Genomic DNA, 18,253 nt, shown 5'->3' on the forward strand with positions numbered 1-18,253 from the left:
AGGGCATCGCTTCACGAAAGCTTCATTCAAGTTGATGAAACGCGAACCGTTACCAAGGACGATAGCCCGCTCATCGAAAGGCCCATGTCCGCCAGCCTCTGCGCCAATGAAGCATCGTGTCCCAGCATCGAAGAACTCATCGCGTCCAATGCGCTGACGGCCGTGTTCCAGCCGATCGTGCGCTTCGCGGACGGCGAGGTCATCGGCTATGAAGGTCTCATTCGCGGGCCGGCCGGCAGCGCGCAGGAATCGCCCGCCGTGCTCTTCGAGCAGGCGACGCGCGAGCGGCGCGGCGTCATGCTGGAACATGCGGCGGCGCGCGTCTGCATCGCGGCGTTTGCCCAGCTTGCGCGCAGCGGGCTGCTGTTCATCAACTTCAGCGCGGCCGCCATCGAGGCCGCGCTCGGAGAACGCGAAACGCCCGGCTATCTGGCCGGCGACAGCGGTCTGGATGCGAAGCGGCTCGTCATCGAGCTGACCGAACAAAGCGTGATTGCGGACGCCGAGCGCTTCGGCGCGACCGTGCGCGCGCTGCGGGCGTCGGGTCCGCAGTTCGCGCTCGACGATTACGGCAGCGCCAATGCCTCGATGAATCTGTGGGTGCGGCTCGCGCCGCACTACGTGAAGATCGACCGCTTCTTCGTTTCCGACATCGCGCGTGATCCGCTCAAGTTCGAAGCCGTCAAGGCGATGGTCGCGTTCGCGAACGCGAGCGGCGCGCTTCTGATCGCGGAGGGCATCGAAAACGAAGCGGATCTGGAGATCGTGCGCGATCTCGGCATTGCCTGCGCGCAGGGTTTCCTGCTCGGCAAGCCGGCTGCGACGCCGAGCGCGCGCGTGCCGGATGCCGTTGCGCGAGCGTTGCGCTCCGCGCAGATTTCGGTCTATCCGGCCCGCACGCGCACGGGCGCGACCGCCGACATGAACGCCGTGCTGCTCGAACGCATGCTCGTCGAAGCGCCGACGCTTACCGTCAAGTCGCGCAACGACGACGTCGCGCGCCTCTTCAACGAGAGGCCGTCGCTGCATGCGGTGGCGATTCTTGACGACGGCCGTCCGGTCGGCCTCATCAATCGACGCTCGTTCATGGATCAGTACGCGCTGCCGTATCACCGCGAAGTGTTCGGCAAGCGGCCGTGCATGCAGTTCGCGCATCTCGCGCCGCTGATCGTCGAACGCGGCTCCACGCTCGAAGAGATCGCCCGGCTTTTCACGAACGACGATCCGCACGATCTCTCGGATGGCTTCATCGTCACGGAGAACGGGCGTTATGCGGGGCTCGCGACCGGCGCGAGCATGGTGCGCGCCGTGACCGAAGTGCGCGTGGAGGCGGCGCGTTATGCGAACCCGCTCACGTTTCTGCCGGGCAACGTGCCGCTCAATTCACACATCGACAGGTTGATTGCGAACGGCTCGGCCTTTGTCGCCTGTTACTTCGATCTGGACCACTTCAAGCCCTTCAACGACCGCTACGGCTATTGGCAAGGCGACGAAGTGCTGAAGACCGCCGCGAACGCGCTGGCCTCGGTCTGCGAGCCGACGCGCGATTTTCTCGGCCATATCGGCGGCGACGACTTCTTGCTGCTCTTCCAAAGCGACGACTGGCGCGAGCGCGTCACGCGCGCCATGCACGCGTTCGACGAACTCGTGATGCGCTTTTACTCGCCGGAAGAACGCCTCGCCGGCGGCATACACGGCGAAGACCGGTTCGCGCGGCCCGCGTTTTTCGGCTTCGTGCGCTTCTCGGCGGGCGCGGTGCGCGTAGCACCGGGCACGGCGCGCGGCAGCGCCCACGTCAGCGCGACGGCGGCAGTCGCCAAGCGCGCGGCGAAGGAAGAGGCGAGCGGCTTCGTGGTGATGGACATGCGCGAAGCCGAATGAATCAGCGCGCCGACGCCGCGCGCAACGCCTCCATCAACGCGTGCGGATCATAGGGCTTGCGCAGCCGGATCGCATGCGGGAGCGCCTGCCGTTCCTCGTCGCTCAGTTCGAGGTCGTAGCCGGTGACGAACACGACGCCCAGACGCGGCGCCTGACGCGATGTCTCTTTCGCCAGCTCGACGCCGGATTCGCCCGCCAGGTTCACGTCGGTCAGCAGCACGTCGAAGCGTTGCTCGCCGAAAAGCGCGCGGGCTTCTGCGACGCTCGCCGCTTCGGTGAGATCGAGGCCCATCGTGCGCAGCAACTCGGCGCTGCTGGTGCGCACCATCTCGTTGTCTTCGACGAACAGCACACGCAGGCTGTCGGTGGATTCGGGCGTGGCGGCATCGGCGGCATCCGTGGCAGAGGAGGCAGTGGTGCGCGCGCGTTGCCCGAGCACATGGCGAATCTTGCGGGCGAGCGCCTCGTGCGTGTACGGCTTGCTCAACAGGTCGATGCCTTCGTCGAGCCGCCCCGCGTGAACGATCGCGTTGTCCGTGTAACCCGACGTGAACAGCACCGCGATGCCCGGCACGCGCTCGCGCGCCTTGCGCGCAAGCTCGGTGCTGCGCAACGGGCCGGGCATCACGACGTCCGTGAACAGCATGTCGATCGGCACGCCGCTTTCGACGATAGCGAGCGCGCTCTGCGCGTCCTTCGCCCGCAGCACGCGATAGCCGAGGTCCGCGAGAAGATCGACGACGGTCGCGCGCACTTCCTCGTCGTCTTCGACCACCAGAATCGTTTCGCTGCCGCCTTTCGCCGGTCCCGCGTCGACGTTCGTTTCGAGGTCTTCTTCCTGCCGCGCGCGCGGCAAGTAGAGGCGCACCGTCGTGCCGTGGCCTTCCTCGCTGTAGACCTTCACGTGCCCGCCCGACTGCTTGACGAAGCCGTACACCATCGACAGGCCGAGGCCGGTGCCGTGACCTTCGCGCTTGGTCGTGAAGAACGGCTCGAACGCGCGTTCCTGCACTTCCGGCGACATGCCCGAGCCGGTATCGGTGACGGCGACCATCACGTACTGGCCGGGCGCGACGTCGGCGTTGCGCATCGCATACGTCTCGTCGAGCGATGCGTTGCCGGCCTCGATGGTCAGCTTGCCATGCCCGTTCATCGCGTCGCGCGCGTTGATCGCGAGATTGAGCAGCGCGTTCTCGACCTGGAACGGATCGACGAGCGTGTTCCACAAGCCGCCCGATACGATCGTCTCTACTTCGATGCCGTCGCCGAGCGCGCGACGGAACATGTCGTCCAGACCGCGCACGAAGCGGCCGAGATTCACGACCTTCGGCGCGAGCGGCTGGCGCCGCCCGAACGCCAGCAATTGCGAGGCGAGGTTCGCGCCGCGCGCCACGCCGGCAAGCGCGCTTTTCACGCGCTGCTCGGACTTGTCTTGTCCGGCGACGTCTTTCGCGAGCAGTTGCAGATTGCCGCCGATGACTTGCAACAGGTTGTTGAAGTCGTGTGCGACGCCGCCCGTCAGCTTGCCGATGGCTTCCATCTTCTGCGCCATGCGCAATGCTTCTTCGGTGTGCCGCAGCGCGTCGGCCGTTTCGCGGTCCGCCGTGACGTCGCGCCCGACGCCGTGAATGCGCCGCGTGCGCGGATCGAGTGAAAGCGTCCACGCGATCCAGCGCCAGCCGCTGTCGATGCGCCCGAGGCGGCACTCGTAGCGCACCGGCGCGCCGCTCGCCCGCAGTTTGTCGAGTTCGAGCGCGACGGCGGCGCGGTCGTCCGTATGCACGATGTCGAGCATCGTGCGCGCATGCAGGCGCTCGGTATCGATGCCGAGCACCGACGACCACGACGGACTCACGCGCAACAGCGCGCCGTCGAAGCTCGCGATCACGAACAGGTCTTCGCTCAGTTCCCACAGCCGGTCGCGGTCCGCGACGACTTCGGTCACGCGGCGCTCCAGCGTCTCGTTGAGATCGCGCAGCGCGGCCTGCGCCTTGGCGCGCTCGGCGATTTCGTTCTGCGCCGCCTGGAACAGGCGCGCGTTGTCGATGGCGATGGCCGCCTGCGCCGCGACGCCGTTCACGATGCGCTCGGCGCGAGCGGTGAATACGCCCGGCTCCGGATGACCGAAGAAAAGGCCGCCGAGCACTTCGCCCGTGCGCGAGACGACCGGCGCCGCGAGATAGCTGCGCACCGGAAGATGGCCCTTCGGCATGCCGAAATGCGGCGAGTTATGGCCGTAGCGCGGGTCTTTGGTGATGTCGTCCGAGCGCACGATGCCGTGGCCGCCGAACGTCGGCCCGAAGACGGCCGTGTTGCGCGGCATCGGAAACTTCGCGAAGCTGTCTTTCGACGCGCCGGAAAGCGCGTACAGCGTGTAGCTGCCGCCTTCGTCGTCGAGCACGTTGTAGAAGAACGAACCGAACGCGGCGCCGGTCAGCTCCGTGGCGGCATCGGTCACGACCTGCACGACGCGCGAGAGATCGAGTTCGGCGGCGACCGTGGTGCCGACGCGGTTGAGCACTTCGAGCACGCGCGACTCTTCGCGCAGTCGCTGCTCGGTCTCGCGGCGCAGTCGCGACAGCCGCAGGTTACTCGCCACGCGCGCGAGCAGTTCGCGCGCGGAGAACGGCTTGGTCAGATAGTCGTCCGCGCCCGCTTCGAGGCCGCCGACGCGCGCTTCTTCGCCCGCCCGCGCCGATAGCAGCACGACCGGCGTCTCGCGCAGCGTCTCGTCGTCGCGCAGCGCGCGCAAGAGGCCGAAGCCGTCGAGGCGCGGCATCATCACGTCGGAGACGATCACGTCCGGACGCAGCGCGACGGCCGCGTCGAGCCCGGCGCGGCCATCGGCGGCGACGCTCACGTCGTGGCCCGCGGCGGCGAGCAGACGGCGCATGTAATCGCGCAGATCGGCGTTGTCGTCGACCACGAGCACGCGGCCCGTCAACGCATCCGATGGCGCGGCGGCTTCCGCCGCTTCCGCGAGCGGCGAGTCGAGGTCCGCGACGTCGAGCGCGGCCGCGTCGGCGGCGGCGTCCTCATCCGGCGCCCAGCGCAATGCGGCATCGACGAAAGACCGCGCGCGGCTGCTGGCCTCGGCGCGCGGGGCGTCGGCGCGCGTTGCTGCGTTTTCCTGCGCGGCGGGCAGCGTCACGGTGAAGCACGTGCCTTCGCCGAGGCGACTCGACACCGCAATGCTGCCGCCGTGCAGCTTGATGAGCTCCTGAACCATCGCGAGCCCGATCCCGCTGCCTTCCACCGAGCGGCCCGCCGCGCCGGCCACGCGATGGAACCGCTCGAAGACGCGCGCCTGCTCGTGCTCGGCAATGCCGATGCCCGTATCGCGCACGCTCGCTTCGATCACGCCGCCGCGCACGGACAGCGCCACCTCGATGCTGCCCTCGAAGGTGAACTTGAACGCGTTCGACAGCAGGTTCATCACGACCTTTTCCCACATGTCGCGGTCGATGTCGGCGAGCACCGGCGTATCGGGAATGTTGGTGCGAAGCGTAAGCCCGGCCGTCTCGATGGCCGAGCGAAAGAGCGACGCGAGTTCGGCGGTAAACGCGGCGATGTCCGTGCGCTGGCGATGAATCTCGATGCGGCCCGCCTCGATGCGCGAAAAATCGAGCAGCGCGTTGACGAGCGTGAGCAGCCGCATGCCGTTGCGATGCATGATCTCGACGAGCCGCATGTCTTCGGGCGGCACGCGGCCGCGCTCCGCGAGCATCTCTTCGAGCGGGCCTAACATCAGCGTGAGCGGCGTCCGGAATTCGTGGCTGATGTTGGAGAAGAACGTCGTCTTTGCGCGGTCGATTTCCGCGAGCGCCTCGGCGCGGCGGCGCTCTTCGTCGTAGGCGTGCGCATAGCCAATCGCCGCGCCGATCTGTCCGGCGACGAGATTGATGAAGGTGCGATAGCCGTCGTCGATCAGTCGATACGGATTGAGCGCCGCGATCAGCACGGTCGCATGACCGGTCTCGCCGGTCGGGGCGATCGGGACCATCACGGCGGTGGTCGGCGCGGCCTTCCACGCGCCGGTGGGCAACGACGCGCCGACGTGCTGATGCAGGTTCGTCACGAGCAGCGCGCGGTTTTCCCGCAGCGCGTCCTGAAACGGCCAGGGCTCGCGCTCATCGGCGTTCAGCGTCGCGGGCGCCGCCGGATGCCCCGGCGCGATGCCGCACGCGCCGACGAGCGTCGCCGTCTCGTTGCCGGGGCCGGCCGCGTAGAGCAGCGCGAAGGGCAGATCGCGCGGCGCGCTTTTCAGCGCGTTCATCGAGCGCTCGCAGGCCTCGCGCCAGGTGCGCGCATCGGCGGCGGAGGTCGCCAGTTCGCGCAGCACCGTCAGTTGCCGCTCGCCCAGCACACGCTGCGTGTCGTCGCTATTCGCGCAGATGATGCCGCCCGCGCCGCCTCGGTCGTCCGGAATCGGGCTGTAGGAGAACGTGTAGTACGTCTCCTCCGGAAACCCGTTGCGCTCCATGATCAGCAGCTTCTGTTCGACGAAGGTGCCTTCGACGCCGGCGAGCGCCGTGTCGAGCAGCGGCCCGATGTCGTCCCAGATCTCCCGCCACACGACCGAAGTCGGCTGGCCGAGCGCCTGTGGATGCTTGCCGCCGATGATCGACCGGTAGGCGTCGTTATAGAAGAAGAGAAGCTCGTGACCCCAGCCGATCCAGATGGGCTGGCGCGAGGTCAGCATGATGCGAATGGCCGTCTTCAGGCTCTGCGGCCAGTGCTCCGGCGCGCCGAGCGAGGTCTGCGTCCAGTCGAAGCTCCGGATGAGCACGCCCATTTCTCCGCCGCCGAGCAGAAAGCTGGGGTCGAGGCTGCTGGCGCTCGTGTCCGGGGGCAGATTCTCGGGAGTCATCGACGCTGAATCTCCTCGCTGGGTCGCTCGACCAAGCGGCATGGGGTTGAAAGGCGTGTCTTGGGATGACGCTGACTGAAACGCGCGACCGGATGGGCTTCCGGATTCTCGCACGGAAACGGCTGTGGTCCGCTCCGGCATGCACGTTCGCAGGGCTCTAGCAAGGTGCGTGACCGGGACGCGGTCAGGCGGAAGCGGCTGCCCCTCGCGGCTATTTATTTTGAATTCTTTTCGCGCTCGCTTTGCGGCCGGCTTTCTAATTCGACATATATTTTTGCACTATACTCGATCGAATCCGTTATCGTTCTTTTCTTCGCGAATCGGGAAAAACGCATAACGCGATTTGTGAAAGTCGATTGAATCGCTTTTCAGATCATTCGCGCGCTTCCCCCGGTGCGACGGGCGTCGGATCCAGCCGCTATCAGGCCGTCGGATGCGGCACCTGGCGCTTTTCCCCCTCTCCGCTTATTGCCGGTTCGCGCTTCGTATTTGCGGGCGCTCATTCAGCATTATCGAAAAAGCAACCGGCTTCATTTCAATTCGTTGCATATAACGCTCATGAACCAGTCAACCCAATCCGTCATGACGAGCCTGACCGAACGTGAAGCCATGCTTCGCCAGGAACTTGCGCTTCGCCCGAATTCACTCGCGGCGACGAATAATCTGGGACTCGTGCTACGCCTGTTGGGCCGACTGCCGGAAGCGGAGCAGATGCTTCGGCAGGCACTCGCGCTGCAACCCGATTCCGCCGAGGTTCTGGTGAATCTTGCTCTCGTTGCATTCGACGACGGCAGGATCGAAGAAGCTCAGGCGACGTTGAACAAGGCGCTGTCGCTCCGACCCGATTCCGTGATGGCCAAGTTCGTGCTCGGCTGCACGTATCAGGCGCAGAAACGCCTGGACGACGCGGCAAACGCGTTTTCGGAAGCCATTGCCGGACTGCCGGACTTCGCGCAGGCGCATGTCTCGCTCGGACAGACGCGCTTCATGCAGAACCGCCTGCCCGAAGCGGAGACGGCGTGCCGCCGCGGCATCGACCTGGCGCCTGACGTGATAGAAGGCCATCTGTGGATGGGCGACATCCTTTGCGCGGCGGGACGGCTGACGGAGTCGGAGGCGTCGTTCAACCGGGCGCTCGCGATCAATCCGCAATCGGCCGAAGCGCATTGCGGCCTCGGCAACGTGGCGCACCGTCGCTTTGACCTGCGTGACGCCGAGGCGCAGTTTCAGAAGGCGTTGGCTTTGCGCCCTGTCTTTTTCGAAGCGAGCCGCGGTCTCGGGTTCGTGCTGCTCGCGGCTGGCCGGGCGCACGAAGCGGAGGGCGCGCTGCGTCAGGCGCTATCGCTCAAGCCCGACGACGCAGGTCTGCAGAGCGCCTTGAACGCCACGCTCGCGTTGCCGCGCGCGCAGCCGCGTCCCGGCGTGCAGACGAGCGTCGACACGTTGATCGCTCCGCGCAAGCCGTCCGCGTGAGCCGCATGGCTGACCGCGTCGGAATGCTTCTGAAAGGAACGGCTCTTGCTTGGCGCCCCTGTGTAATGAAGGGAGGAGAGCATGATCAGCAAACAACGGACCTCGACGGACCAACTCGAAACCATTCCCGACACGTCCAGCCCCGCCTACGCCAAATCGCACCCGTTGATGCGCGCGTTCGATAGCTTCGCGAGCCTCGTCACGCGCTGGGCGGGTTCGCCGTTCGCCTTCGGGCTCGCGGTGGCGAGCATCGTCGCGTGGGTCGTCACCGGGCCGATCTTTCACTATTCAGACGGCTGGCAACTCGTCATCAACACGGGCACGACCATCATCACGTTTCTGATGGTGTTTCTGATTCAGCAGAGCCAGAACAAGGACAGCGTCGCGCTGCATCTCAAGCTCAATGAACTGCTCGCGACGCATCGCGCGGCGAGCAATCACCTGATCGGCATCGAGGACGCGAGCGAAGAAGAACTGCGCAGGCTCGCGGCGGCGTATCTGCGGCTGGCATCGGAAGGCGCCGAGGCGGCGGCCGGAGCGTCGCCCGGTAGCGCGGCGAAGAAGAATTGAGGCCGCGCGACGATCATCGGCTCCTGTTGACTCAATGCGTGACTTTCGCCGGCGCGACGCGCCGGTTCAGCACGCGCGCTTGCAGAACGATCACGAGCAACAAGAAAAGCCCGCGAATCACCGACTGCCAGTAAGCCGACAGGCTGATATACCCGAGCCCGTTCTCGAAGTTCAGCAGATTGAACACGAGCCCGAGCAGCGCGACGCCTGCAATGGTCATCGCGATGGAGCCTTCGCCGCCCGTCAGCCGCGTGCCGCCGAGCACCACCGCCGAGATGGCGAAGAGTTCCCAGCCGACGCCCTCGTTCGGCTGTCCCGCGCCGAACTGCGCCGCGAGAATCGCGCCCGCGATGCCGGCGAGCAAGCCGCTCAACGCATACACCGCGACGAGCGTGCGATCGACGTTCAGCCCCATCAGCCGCGACGCCTCTTCGCTGCCGCCGATCGCGAGCGCATGCCGGCCGAAGCGCGAGCTGCGCAGCGCGATCCAGCCGAGCACCGCCGCGACGAGCGACACGATGCCGGGAATCGGCAGACCGAACAGGTCGCCTTGTCCGAAGGCGGCGAAGTTCGTGTCGGACGAGATGGCGACCGCATCGTTATGGCCGAGCAAGAGCGCGAGGCCATGCGCGCCGAGGCTCGTCGCAAGCGTGACGATGAAGGGGAGGATGCGCATGTGCGTGATGACGATGCCGTTCAACACGCCCACCGCGAGGCCCGCGAACGCTCCGGCGAGCACGCCCGCCACGCCGCCGTGCGGACTCGCCAGCGCGGCGACCACGCTCGCGAGCGCGGCCACCGCGCCCACGGACAGATCGATGCCGCCCGTGATGATGACGAACGCCATGCCGATGGAGATCAGCGCGAACATCGAGTTGTAGCGCCAGAACGATGTGACGTTGTAGGCGGAGGCGAAGTGCTCGTAGCGCACGACGCCCAGGACGAGCAACGCGACGAGCGCGATCAGGATAGGAAGGTTCTTCTTCATGTCATGAGCCTCGGCGGCGCTGCACGTACACGGCGGCGATGATGATCGCGGCCTTCAGCACGAGCGCGGCGGCGTCCGGAATGCCGTGCGCGAGCAGCGTGTAACGCAATAGCTGGATGATGAGCGCGCCGATCAGCGTGCCCGTGATATACGCCTTGCCGCCTGTCAACGCCGTGCCGCCGACCGCGACGGCCGCGATGGCATCGAGTTCGACGCCGAGGCCCACGACGTTTGCATCCGACGACGAATTCACCGAGATCGAGATGAGCCCGGCGAGACCTGCGAGCGCCGCGCATGCGGTGTACGCGATCAGCTTGACGCGCGCTGTCGGAATCCCCGAGAGATACGCCGCGTCCTCGTTGCCGCCCGTGACGAGCAGATACTTGCCGAACAGCGTCTTGCGCACGATCCACGTGAAGACGGCGACGAGCGCGAGCATCAGCAGAATCTGGAACGGCACGCCCGCGACCTTGCCGAGCGCGATCCACTGAAACGCGGGATTGTTGAACGCCTGCAGGCTGCCGTCGGTCACGACTTGCGCGATGCCGCGTCCCGCGATGAAAAGCACGAGCGTCGCGACGATGGGCTGCACGCGAAGCCGCGTGACGAGCAGTCCGTTGAACACGCCGCACACTGCGGCGGCCATCACGGGCAGCGTGAAGGCGAGCAGAATGCCGAGCGGCCCTTCGATGTTCATGAAGAGCATCGGCGCGAGCGCGCCGGCAATCGCCATCGACGCGCCCACGGACAGGTCGATGCCGCCTGTCGCCACCACGAGCGTCATGCCGATGCCGACGATCACGATCGTCACCACCTGCGTGAGGTTCACGTTGAACGTCTGAAGCGACCAGAAGTGCTCGGTGAAGAACAGATTGAACAGAATCATCGCGACGAGCACGATGATCTCGCGCTGAATCGCGACGCCGCGCCGCTTCTTGGCGGGCGCCGTTTGCGCGTCGGCTGCGAGCGGCGCTACGGGTCGTGCAGCAGGTTGTGTCTTGTCGATCATGACTCGTTTCCTTGCGCGGCCGTCGCTTGCGCGAGCGTCGATGTCTCACCCGAGCCGTAGGCGATCGCATCCATGATCGATGCCTCGTTCATCTGCGCGCCATCGAGTTGCGCCACGGTTTCGCCGTCGCGGATCACGACTGCGCGGTCGGCCACGGCAGTGAGTTCTTCTAGCTCGGACGCCGACAACAGTACGGCCATGCCCGCATCGCGCAACTCGCGCACGATCTTCGCGACGTCCGCTTTCGCGCCCACGTCGATGCCGCGCGTCGGCTCGTCGAGCAGCAGAAGACGCGGATTCGTCGCGAGCCAGCGCGCGAGCAAGACCTTTTGCTGATTGCCGCCCGAGAGTTCGCGTATCGGTTGATCGGGCGAGCGCAGCTTGATGCCGAGCGACGCGATGAAGCTGTCCACGATTTCGCGCTGCTTCGCAACGTCCACGACGCCGCGCTTAGTGAGCGCGGGCAGGCAGACGAGCGTGAGGTTGTCGCGCACGGAAAGCTCCGGCACGATGCCTTCGGCCTTGCGGTCTTCGGTGAGATACGCGATGCCGCGCGTGATCGCATCTTTCGGCGACTTGAACGCGGCGCTTTCGCCGGCCACCGTGAGCGCACCGCGCGAAGGACGGTCCGCGCCGAACAGAAGGCGCATCGTCTCCGTGCGGCCCGAGCCGAGCAATCCGGCGAGACCCACCGCTTCGCCCGCATGCACGTCGAGCGATACGTTCGTGACTTTCGCGCCCGCCGCGAGCGACTGCGCGCTCAACGCGACCGCGCCGCGCTTCGCCAGATTTTCTTCTTTCACCGCGCTGTCTTCGTGCACGACGGCGGCGAGCGTGCGGCCGAGCATCGTCGTCACGAGCTTGAGCTTGTCCATCTCCTGCATGGTGCTTTCCGCGACCGTCTGGCCGTCGCGCATCACGGTGACGCGGTCGCACAGCGCATACAGTTCGTCCAGCCGATGCGACACGAAGATGACCGCGCGCCCGTCGTCGCGCAAGCGGCGCACCACGCCGAAAAGCAGTTCGACTTCGCGCTCATCGAGCGATGACGTCGACTCGTCCATGATGACCATCTTCGCAACCGACGAAACGGCTCGCGCGAGCGCGACCATCTGCTGAATGGCGGTCGAATAGTCGCGCACGGGCTTCTTCACGTCGATATGGAGTCCGAACGATTCAAGGAGTTCAGTCGCGCGCCGCTGCACCGTTTTCCAGTCGATCAGGCCGAAGCGGCGCGGCTCGCGTCCGAGAAATATGTTCTCGGCCACCGAGCGAAACGGCACGAGGTTGATCTCCTGATAGATCGTGCTGATGCCCGCTTCGCGCGCTTCCTTCGGCGTGCGGAAATCCACTTCGCGTCCGTCGAAGCGGATGGTTCCGCCGCTCTTGCGATACGCGCCGGTGAGAATCTTGATGAGTGTCGACTTGCCCGCGCCGTTCTGGCCGATGAGCGCGTGCACCTCGCCGGCCGCCACGGTGAGGCGCGCGTGCTTGAGCGCCGCGACGCCGCCGAAGGCAATGTCGATGTCCTGCATGTCGAGTAGGGGAGCAGTGGCCATGCGGCGCTTCCGTCCTTTAGAAAAGCGAGCGCCCGAAGGCGCCCGCGAACCAACATAGACTGCTTCGCTCAATAGCCGTACTGCATGCTGGCGTCGACGTTGCTCTTGTCGTAGAAACGATCGGAGACTTTGACCCACGGCGGAATGGTCTCGCCCTTCGCGTATTTCTGCGCGACATCGCACGCGAGCGGTCCGAAGAACGGGCTCGACTGCACGCTCGCGCCGAGTTCGCCTGCCTTGATCGCTTCGAGGCCGCCCTTTGTGCCGTCGATCGTGACGAGGACGATGTCCTTGCCCGGCTGCTTGCCCGCCGCCTTGATCGCGGCGATCGCGCCGAGCGCCATTTCGTCGTTGTGCGCGTAGACGGCGGTCACGTCGGGATGCGCCTGCAACAGCGTTTCCATGACCTGGCGGCCCTTGTCGCGCGCGAAGTCGCCGCTTTGCGACGCGACGATCTTCATGCCCGGATTCTTCGCGATGACCTCGTCGAAGCCCTTCTTGCGGTCGTTCGCAGCGGACGCGCCGGTCGAACCTTCGAGCTCGATGATCGTCGCCTTGCCGTTGGTGGCTTTCACGAGCCAGTCGGCGGCGCGGTGGCCCTGATCGATGAAGTCCGATCCGATGAACGTGATGTAGTCGCGCCCGGCCTTCGCCATCGACTGGTCGATGTTGCGGTCGACGAGAATCACTGGAATGCCGGCCTTCTTCGCCTGCAACACGACCGGCGCGAGCGGCTTTTCTTCGCGCGGCGGGAACACGAGCAGATCGACGTGCTGCGCGATCATGCTCTGGATGTCGGACACCTGCTTGGCGGCCGAGCTGTTCGCATCGGTGATGATGACCTGCCAGCCGCATTTCGATGCGACGTCCTTGAAGCTCTTGGTCTCGGCGAGCCGCCACGGGTTGTTGCTCTCCGTCTGCGCGAAGCCCACGCGCAGCGGCTTCTTGTTCGGGATCTTCGGCAACGCGTCGTCGGCGGCGTGCGCGGCTCCGGCGCCGGCTGCGAGCGTCAGAACGGTGAGCGCGGCGGCGAGCGGGCGCAGGCCCGAGCGGAGATTCTTCTTTAGCGACACCATGTCTTCCTCCGATAGGATGATTCGTCTTGTTGGTAATGCCGATGCTTGTTGTTGCCCGGTCTGTCTGATGCGAGAGATGCTGCTGCCTTGCGCGCTCTGTATTAACGTCTTATTGGCGGCTAATCACTAATATTATTAATTGCGAACTGATGCGCTTCGGCGATGACCTTCACCGATCCGCGCTCGATCAACGGGCCGTCGAGCTTGACGGTGCGCCGCCGCAACGGCGCGCCGACGGCGCGGTTGTGTTCCTCTTGCAGAAGCGTTTCGACTGCCCAGCGGCCGAGGTCGTAGTTCGGCAACACCACGGTGGATAGCGGTGGATGCGTGTGGCGCGCGATCTCCTGATCGTCGTAGCCGACCACGGAGACGTCGTCGGGCACGCGCAGCCCGAGTTGCTTGAGCGCCTCGATGGCGCCGAGCGCCATCAAATCGTTCGCGCAGAAAATGGCCGTCGGCGGATTCGGCTCGCGCATGAGCGAGAGCGTCTGCTCGAAGCCGGCGCCCGAACTCCAGTCGCCTTCGCGCACGAGTTCCGGCGCGAACGGCAAGTCCGCCGTGGCGAGCGCCGTGCGATAACCCTTCAGCCGGTCGCGCGCCGCGTCCTGATACGGCTCGCCGTTGATATAGCCGATGCGCCGATGCCCCGCCGCGAGCAGATAGTCCGTCGCCGTGTGCCCGCCCGCAACCTCGGCCGGCACGACCGACGACAGGTTCGCCTCGCTCGCGTAGCAGTTGAGCAGCACTGTCGGCACCTTGGCGAGCGCCGCGGGCAGCGCGACGAGCCGTGTGTAGACGGTCGCGTAGATCACGCCGAGCAGGTTGGGGTGGTCGAGCGTCGCGGCGAGCACGCGCGCCTCGATCTCCGCGTTGCCGTGCGTCGAATAGACGGCGAGCAGGCGGCCATGCGCGAACGCGGCGTCGCGCGCCCCGTCGATGCACACGACCGGATGCGGGCTCGTCGAGATCTCATCGGCGAGATACACGATCAGATTGCGCTCGCTCTGCGCGCCGGGTGTGTCGAAGGCGTCGAGCGCGGCGGGCTCGCGCGGCGTCATGCGATAGCCGAGCTCCTGCGCCGCGCGCAGCACCTTGTCGCGCGTGACGTCCGAGAACTTCGCGCCGCTCGCGTTGTTGAGCACGAGCGATACCGTCGACTGCGAAACTCCGGTGAGCTTCGCAATGTCGGTCATCGTCGGGCGGCGCTGCGTGGTTTTCTTCATCGGACGGATGCGGCGTATGAGGCTTGGCGACAGACCTTAACACTAATATTAGTGATGAACAACACGGAAACCACCTAGCCACAGCATGGGACGGCACAGGGTTTTCACCGAGTATTACTAATAATATTGACGGCGCGATTACTGCCGTGCCATTCTCTTTCCGACCGATTGACGACCGAAAGGAGCGGCGCATGGGCCGATACGACGAGACGACGAGAGACGCGCTTGCACAAGCGTTCGAGCGAGACGGTTTCGTGCTGTTGCGGGATCACTTCGAGCGCGCGAAGCTCGAAGCGTGGCGCGAGGCATTCGCGCCGCTGTTGCAGCCACATGTCGATGCAGCGCGCGAGGCATCGGCGAGCGGCAATCGCGGGCCGGGCCGCTATTACGTGACCTTGCCGTTCGAAGGCGAGTTCGCGGACCCGTCGATCATCTGCGACGAGGACATCATTGGCATCGTCGAGCGCGTGGCGGGACGCGATCCGGTCATGTGCCAGCTCGCGACCGATACGCCGGTTCTGGGCTCGGACTTTCAGGACTGGCATCGCGATACGCCGCCGCTTTTCGACGACGCGCCCGAGACGCCGTCGTTTCAGCTTGCCGTGAACTTTCCGCTCGTCGATGTAGACGAGCGCAACGGCTCGCTGGAAACGACGCGCGGCACGCACCGCGTCTCGCGCGAAGAAGCGCTAGCCGGTCTCGCCGATGGACGCTTCCCGCCCGAGCGCGTGCCGATGCGCGTCGGCGACGTGATGATCCGCGATGTGCGCGGGCTGCATCGCGGCACGCCGAACTACATCGACGAACCGCGTCCGATGGTCGTGATCGGCTATAGCCGCGCATGGTATTTCCGGCCCGAAGTGCATATCGACGTGCCGCGCGCCGTGCTCGCCGACCTGCCGCCGCGCGCGAAACGACTGCTGCGCTACAACCCGGTGGTCGAGCGCACGCAGCGCATCTTCGACGAAAACTACCGGCAGTTCGCATATTGAGCGCCGATCGGACCCCGTCCGGGCGCGCGGACGAAGCGCTCGTGGAATTGCGCCACGGCGCGCGGCGCGTGCTGCTCGCCCCGCACGTCGGCGGCGCGATTGCGGCATTCTTCGACGCCCGCGAGCCCAACGAAGGCGGCGCGCTGCACTGGCTGCGTCCCGCCACCGTCGATGCGCTCGCCGCGCGCAATCCGCTCGGCATGGCGAGCTTTCCGCTCGTGCCGTACTGCAACCGTATTCGCGATGCCCGCTTCACATTCGATGGCGCGCTCGTCGATCTATCCGGCGACGGCAACGCGTTCCCGCACGCGTTGCACGGCAACGGATGGCGGCGGCCGTGGCGCGTCGAAGCCGTCTCCGAGGCGAGCGCCCGTCTCACGTTGTCGCACGTGCCTTCGCAGGAACCGGCGCATCATTGGCCGTTCGCGTTCGAAGCGGCGCAGGACATCGCGCTGGATGCGCAGTCGCTCACTGTGACCATGTCGCTGCGCAATCTGTCGGACCGGCCGATGCCCTTCGGCCTTGGACATCATCCGTATTTTCCGCGCACCGGGCACACGGTCGTGCGCACGCGGGTCGGGTCGATGTGGCATACGACGCCCGAGCCGCTGCCGACGCACGCCGGCCCGCATCCGTGCATCGACGCGCTGGCATCGCGCGAGGGCATGTCCGCCGATGCCTTCGATCTCGACAATAACTTCACGGGCTGGTCGCGGGAGACGTCGGTCGCGTGGCCGCGCGAGCATCGGTCGGTCACGCTGCGAGCGGAAGCGCCGTTCGACTTCACGGTGATTTATGCGCCTTTGTCGTTCGGGTCGCTGCTGTGTGTCGAGCCGGTCAGCAATGTCGCGGATTGGGTGAATCTCGAGGTCGACCAGTCGCTGAAGGGCGGCGGCGTGCTTGCGCCGGGAGAGTCGGTCAGCGCGCGGTTCTGGCTGACGCCTGAGGTCGAGTAGGACGGTTCGCGGCTGGCGCGACGAGCGCATGTGCTTCCGTCATGCACGTCGCTCGTCGCGCCGCCGTGTGCTCAATGACCGAAGAACACCTCGCATTGCGGCAGGCCGCTGCATGTTTCGGTGGTCCGTCCGCCAGCCGACATGCTCGTCCCGGCTTTCGTGCCGCCGTAGGCTTGTTCGCCGGATGCGGAGTCGGTTGTCGCGGCGTCGGCTTGCCGTGCGGTGTGCGAGGAATCCATCGGACGCATCGTCTGGACGACTTGTTGCGCCGTGTCGGGCATGCCTTGCGCGCGGGCGTTGCCGATGCCCGCGGCCAGCGCACAGGCAGCCATCATCGCGATGAATTTCGGGTTGACGTTCGTCTTCATGTTCCAGCTCCTCAGAAGCGAATGCACAAGCAGCCGGCAACACGTTCCCGGACTCCTTGCAGCGGTGGAAGAATTGGCGCGCCGCGACCATGCGAAGCCAGCGCGTTCGCCGGCCGCAGTCGACCTAGCAACGACGCAGACGGCACGACCGAGCCCTTGTGATGAAATGCCGGGATGTCGTCGTATGCGGCGGGCGCGATGACTAACCGCGCAGGCACACATTAGGGTCTGGGAAGAAGACGCGAAATCCCTATGTGGAAGGGATGCGTACGGGGGGAGTGATAAAGCTCAGAAGGGGTTGCGCCCGGCCCGCGCAACGAACGGCGCAGACCGGGCGGCCTTGCAAAAAGCGAACGCGTTACTGCGAACTCGACGTACCGCTACCGGACGAACCCGAACCGCTCTTCTTGTGCATCTTGTTCATTTTGCTGCTGGAACCGCTGCCCGAGCCCATGGTCGAGGAGCCCGTTGCGCCCGACGTTGCGCCCGTCGTGCCATTTGCGTTCGGCGTGCCCATGCCGGTGCCGCCTTGACCCGCGCCGTTGCCGCCTGCCGTGCCGCCCCCCGTTCCGCCGCCGCCCGCGCCACCACCGGCGCCGCCGCCTGCGCCCTGCGCGAACACGGCGCCCGACAGGCTCAGAATCATTGCGGATACGAGTAAGCTCTTCTTGGCGATTTTCATGGTGCCTCCCTTGAATTTGGTCATGTGACGCGCGCCGCTGCGGTTTCCTGCGCGGCGTCGCGCCTTACATGGCGCAATCCGTGTGCCGCAATCGTGAGCGTTCGCGCTCCTGAGCGCGGCTATCTGGAAGACAAGGCGATTCGGTTACGCCAGCGCCTCGTCGCACCATTCAATGGCCCACGCCCGCGCACAATGCAGTGCGTCCCACTCGTTCGGGAAAGAGTCGAGATCACCGGATTCGTGGACTTCCACGTTCGGCGTGTGTTCGTTGGGCGCGCTGGTGATTCGGGCGCGCGCATAAAAGCTGCCGTCTTCATCATGGCGAGCGGTACAGTCGATATGAAAATTCTTGTAGTCAAAACGCATTAGGAAGTTCTCCACAAGAGAGTGCGTGGCGTCGCGGCTGACATTCCGAAGCCGGGCCCGACACGCGTGCAATAAGCACCGCTGGAGCGGTGCTTGCTCGATGCCGGTGATGCGGCTGACCTCACCAACGGAGCGCGCTCATGACCACGCACGAAAAGACGCAAGAGAAGACGCAAGAGAAGACGCAACAGCAGCATGGACAATCCGCGGACGGCGATGACAAGGCGACCTTCGACGAGT

At 65.7% G+C, this 18,253-nt stretch carries 14 protein-coding genes; 5 read left to right on the forward strand and 9 right to left on the reverse strand.

Annotated features, from left to right (window positions below):
* The first annotated feature begins 84 nt into the window (after positions 1 to 84).
* Positions 85 to 1,881, forward strand: a complete 1,797-nt coding sequence (locus tag LDZ24_RS25300) for a phosphodiesterase (protein ID WP_248324630.1) — start codon at positions 85 to 87, stop codon at positions 1,879 to 1,881.
* A 1-nt stretch (position 1,882) separates the two neighbouring features.
* Here LDZ24_RS25300 and LDZ24_RS25305 read toward each other — a convergent pair whose 3' ends face one another.
* Positions 1,883 to 6,751 (reverse strand): response regulator, encoded by a 4,869-nt coding sequence (locus LDZ24_RS25305; RefSeq protein WP_248324631.1) that lies wholly within the window; start codon positions 6,749 to 6,751, stop codon positions 1,883 to 1,885.
* Positions 6,752 to 7,309: 558 nt separating this feature from the next.
* Between LDZ24_RS25305 and LDZ24_RS25310 the strand changes: the two genes are divergently transcribed.
* Together LDZ24_RS25310 and LDZ24_RS25315 are read left to right on the forward strand one after the other, a co-directional pair.
* The gene (locus tag LDZ24_RS25310) at positions 7,310 to 8,224 is read left to right on the forward strand and encodes a tetratricopeptide repeat protein (protein WP_248324632.1); all 915 of its coding nucleotides are present in this window, start codon (positions 7,310 to 7,312) and stop codon (positions 8,222 to 8,224) included.
* An 81-nt stretch (positions 8,225 to 8,305) separates the two neighbouring features.
* A complete protein-coding gene (locus LDZ24_RS25315) occupies positions 8,306 to 8,794 on the forward strand; it encodes a low affinity iron permease family protein (protein WP_248324633.1) in 489 nt (162 codons plus the stop codon).
* Between the two features lie 31 nt (positions 8,795 to 8,825).
* Here LDZ24_RS25315 and LDZ24_RS25320 read toward each other — a convergent pair whose 3' ends face one another.
* The 5 genes from LDZ24_RS25320 to LDZ24_RS25340 all read right to left on the reverse strand — a co-directional run bounded on the left by LDZ24_RS25320 (position 8,826) and on the right by LDZ24_RS25340 (position 14,649).
* Positions 8,826 to 9,782 carry an ABC transporter permease gene (locus LDZ24_RS25320; RefSeq protein ID WP_248324634.1) on the reverse strand — a complete coding sequence of 319 codons (957 nt, stop codon included), beginning with the start codon at positions 9,780 to 9,782 and terminating at the stop codon, positions 8,826 to 8,828.
* Between the two features lies 1 nt (position 9,783).
* Entirely contained in the window at positions 9,784 to 10,791 is a 1,008-nt protein-coding gene (locus LDZ24_RS25325; protein WP_248324635.1) for an ABC transporter permease, read from the reverse strand.
* Positions 10,788 to 12,350, reverse strand: a complete 1,563-nt coding sequence (locus LDZ24_RS25330; RefSeq protein ID WP_248324636.1) for a sugar ABC transporter ATP-binding protein — start codon at positions 12,348 to 12,350, stop codon at positions 10,788 to 10,790. The genes LDZ24_RS25325 and LDZ24_RS25330 overlap by 4 nt, the downstream gene beginning before the upstream one ends.
* Before the next feature lie 68 nt (positions 12,351 to 12,418).
* Positions 12,419 to 13,426, reverse strand: a complete 1,008-nt coding sequence (locus tag LDZ24_RS25335) for an ABC transporter substrate-binding protein (protein ID WP_248324637.1) — start codon at positions 13,424 to 13,426, stop codon at positions 12,419 to 12,421.
* A 119-nt stretch (positions 13,427 to 13,545) separates the two neighbouring features.
* Positions 13,546 to 14,649: a LacI family DNA-binding transcriptional regulator gene (locus tag LDZ24_RS25340; protein WP_244140237.1), complete on the reverse strand. Its 1,104-nt coding sequence runs from the start codon at positions 14,647 to 14,649 to the stop codon at positions 13,546 to 13,548.
* A 191-nt stretch (positions 14,650 to 14,840) separates the two neighbouring features.
* On the opposite strand from LDZ24_RS25340, the gene LDZ24_RS25345 reads away from it, so the two are divergent.
* Both LDZ24_RS25345 and LDZ24_RS25350 read left to right on the forward strand, forming a co-directional pair.
* Entirely contained in the window at positions 14,841 to 15,641 is an 801-nt protein-coding gene (locus LDZ24_RS25345; protein ID WP_248324638.1) for a phytanoyl-CoA dioxygenase family protein, read from the forward strand.
* Positions 15,642 to 15,682: 41 nt separating this feature from the next.
* Positions 15,683 to 16,597 carry an aldose 1-epimerase gene (locus LDZ24_RS25350; RefSeq protein ID WP_248324639.1) on the forward strand — a complete coding sequence of 305 codons (915 nt, stop codon included), beginning with the start codon at positions 15,683 to 15,685 and terminating at the stop codon, positions 16,595 to 16,597.
* A gap of 71 nt (positions 16,598 to 16,668) precedes the next feature.
* Here LDZ24_RS25350 and LDZ24_RS25355 read toward each other — a convergent pair whose 3' ends face one another.
* The 3 genes from LDZ24_RS25355 to LDZ24_RS25365 form a co-directional block, all read right to left on the reverse strand.
* Entirely contained in the window at positions 16,669 to 16,965 is a 297-nt protein-coding gene (locus LDZ24_RS25355; protein WP_248324640.1) for a hypothetical protein, read from the reverse strand.
* Positions 16,966 to 17,323: 358 nt separating this feature from the next.
* Positions 17,324 to 17,647: a hypothetical protein gene (locus tag LDZ24_RS25360; RefSeq protein ID WP_206470796.1), complete on the reverse strand. Its 324-nt coding sequence runs from the start codon at positions 17,645 to 17,647 to the stop codon at positions 17,324 to 17,326.
* A gap of 144 nt (positions 17,648 to 17,791) precedes the next feature.
* Positions 17,792 to 18,013, reverse strand: coding sequence for a hypothetical protein (locus LDZ24_RS25365; RefSeq protein ID WP_248324641.1), 222 nt, complete (start codon positions 18,011 to 18,013; stop codon positions 17,792 to 17,794).
* Between the last annotated feature and the right edge of the window lie 240 nt (positions 18,014 to 18,253).

This window comes from Caballeronia sp. Sq4a, from assembly GCF_023170545.1.
In the GTDB taxonomy this organism is placed as follows: domain Bacteria; phylum Pseudomonadota; class Gammaproteobacteria; order Burkholderiales; family Burkholderiaceae; genus Caballeronia.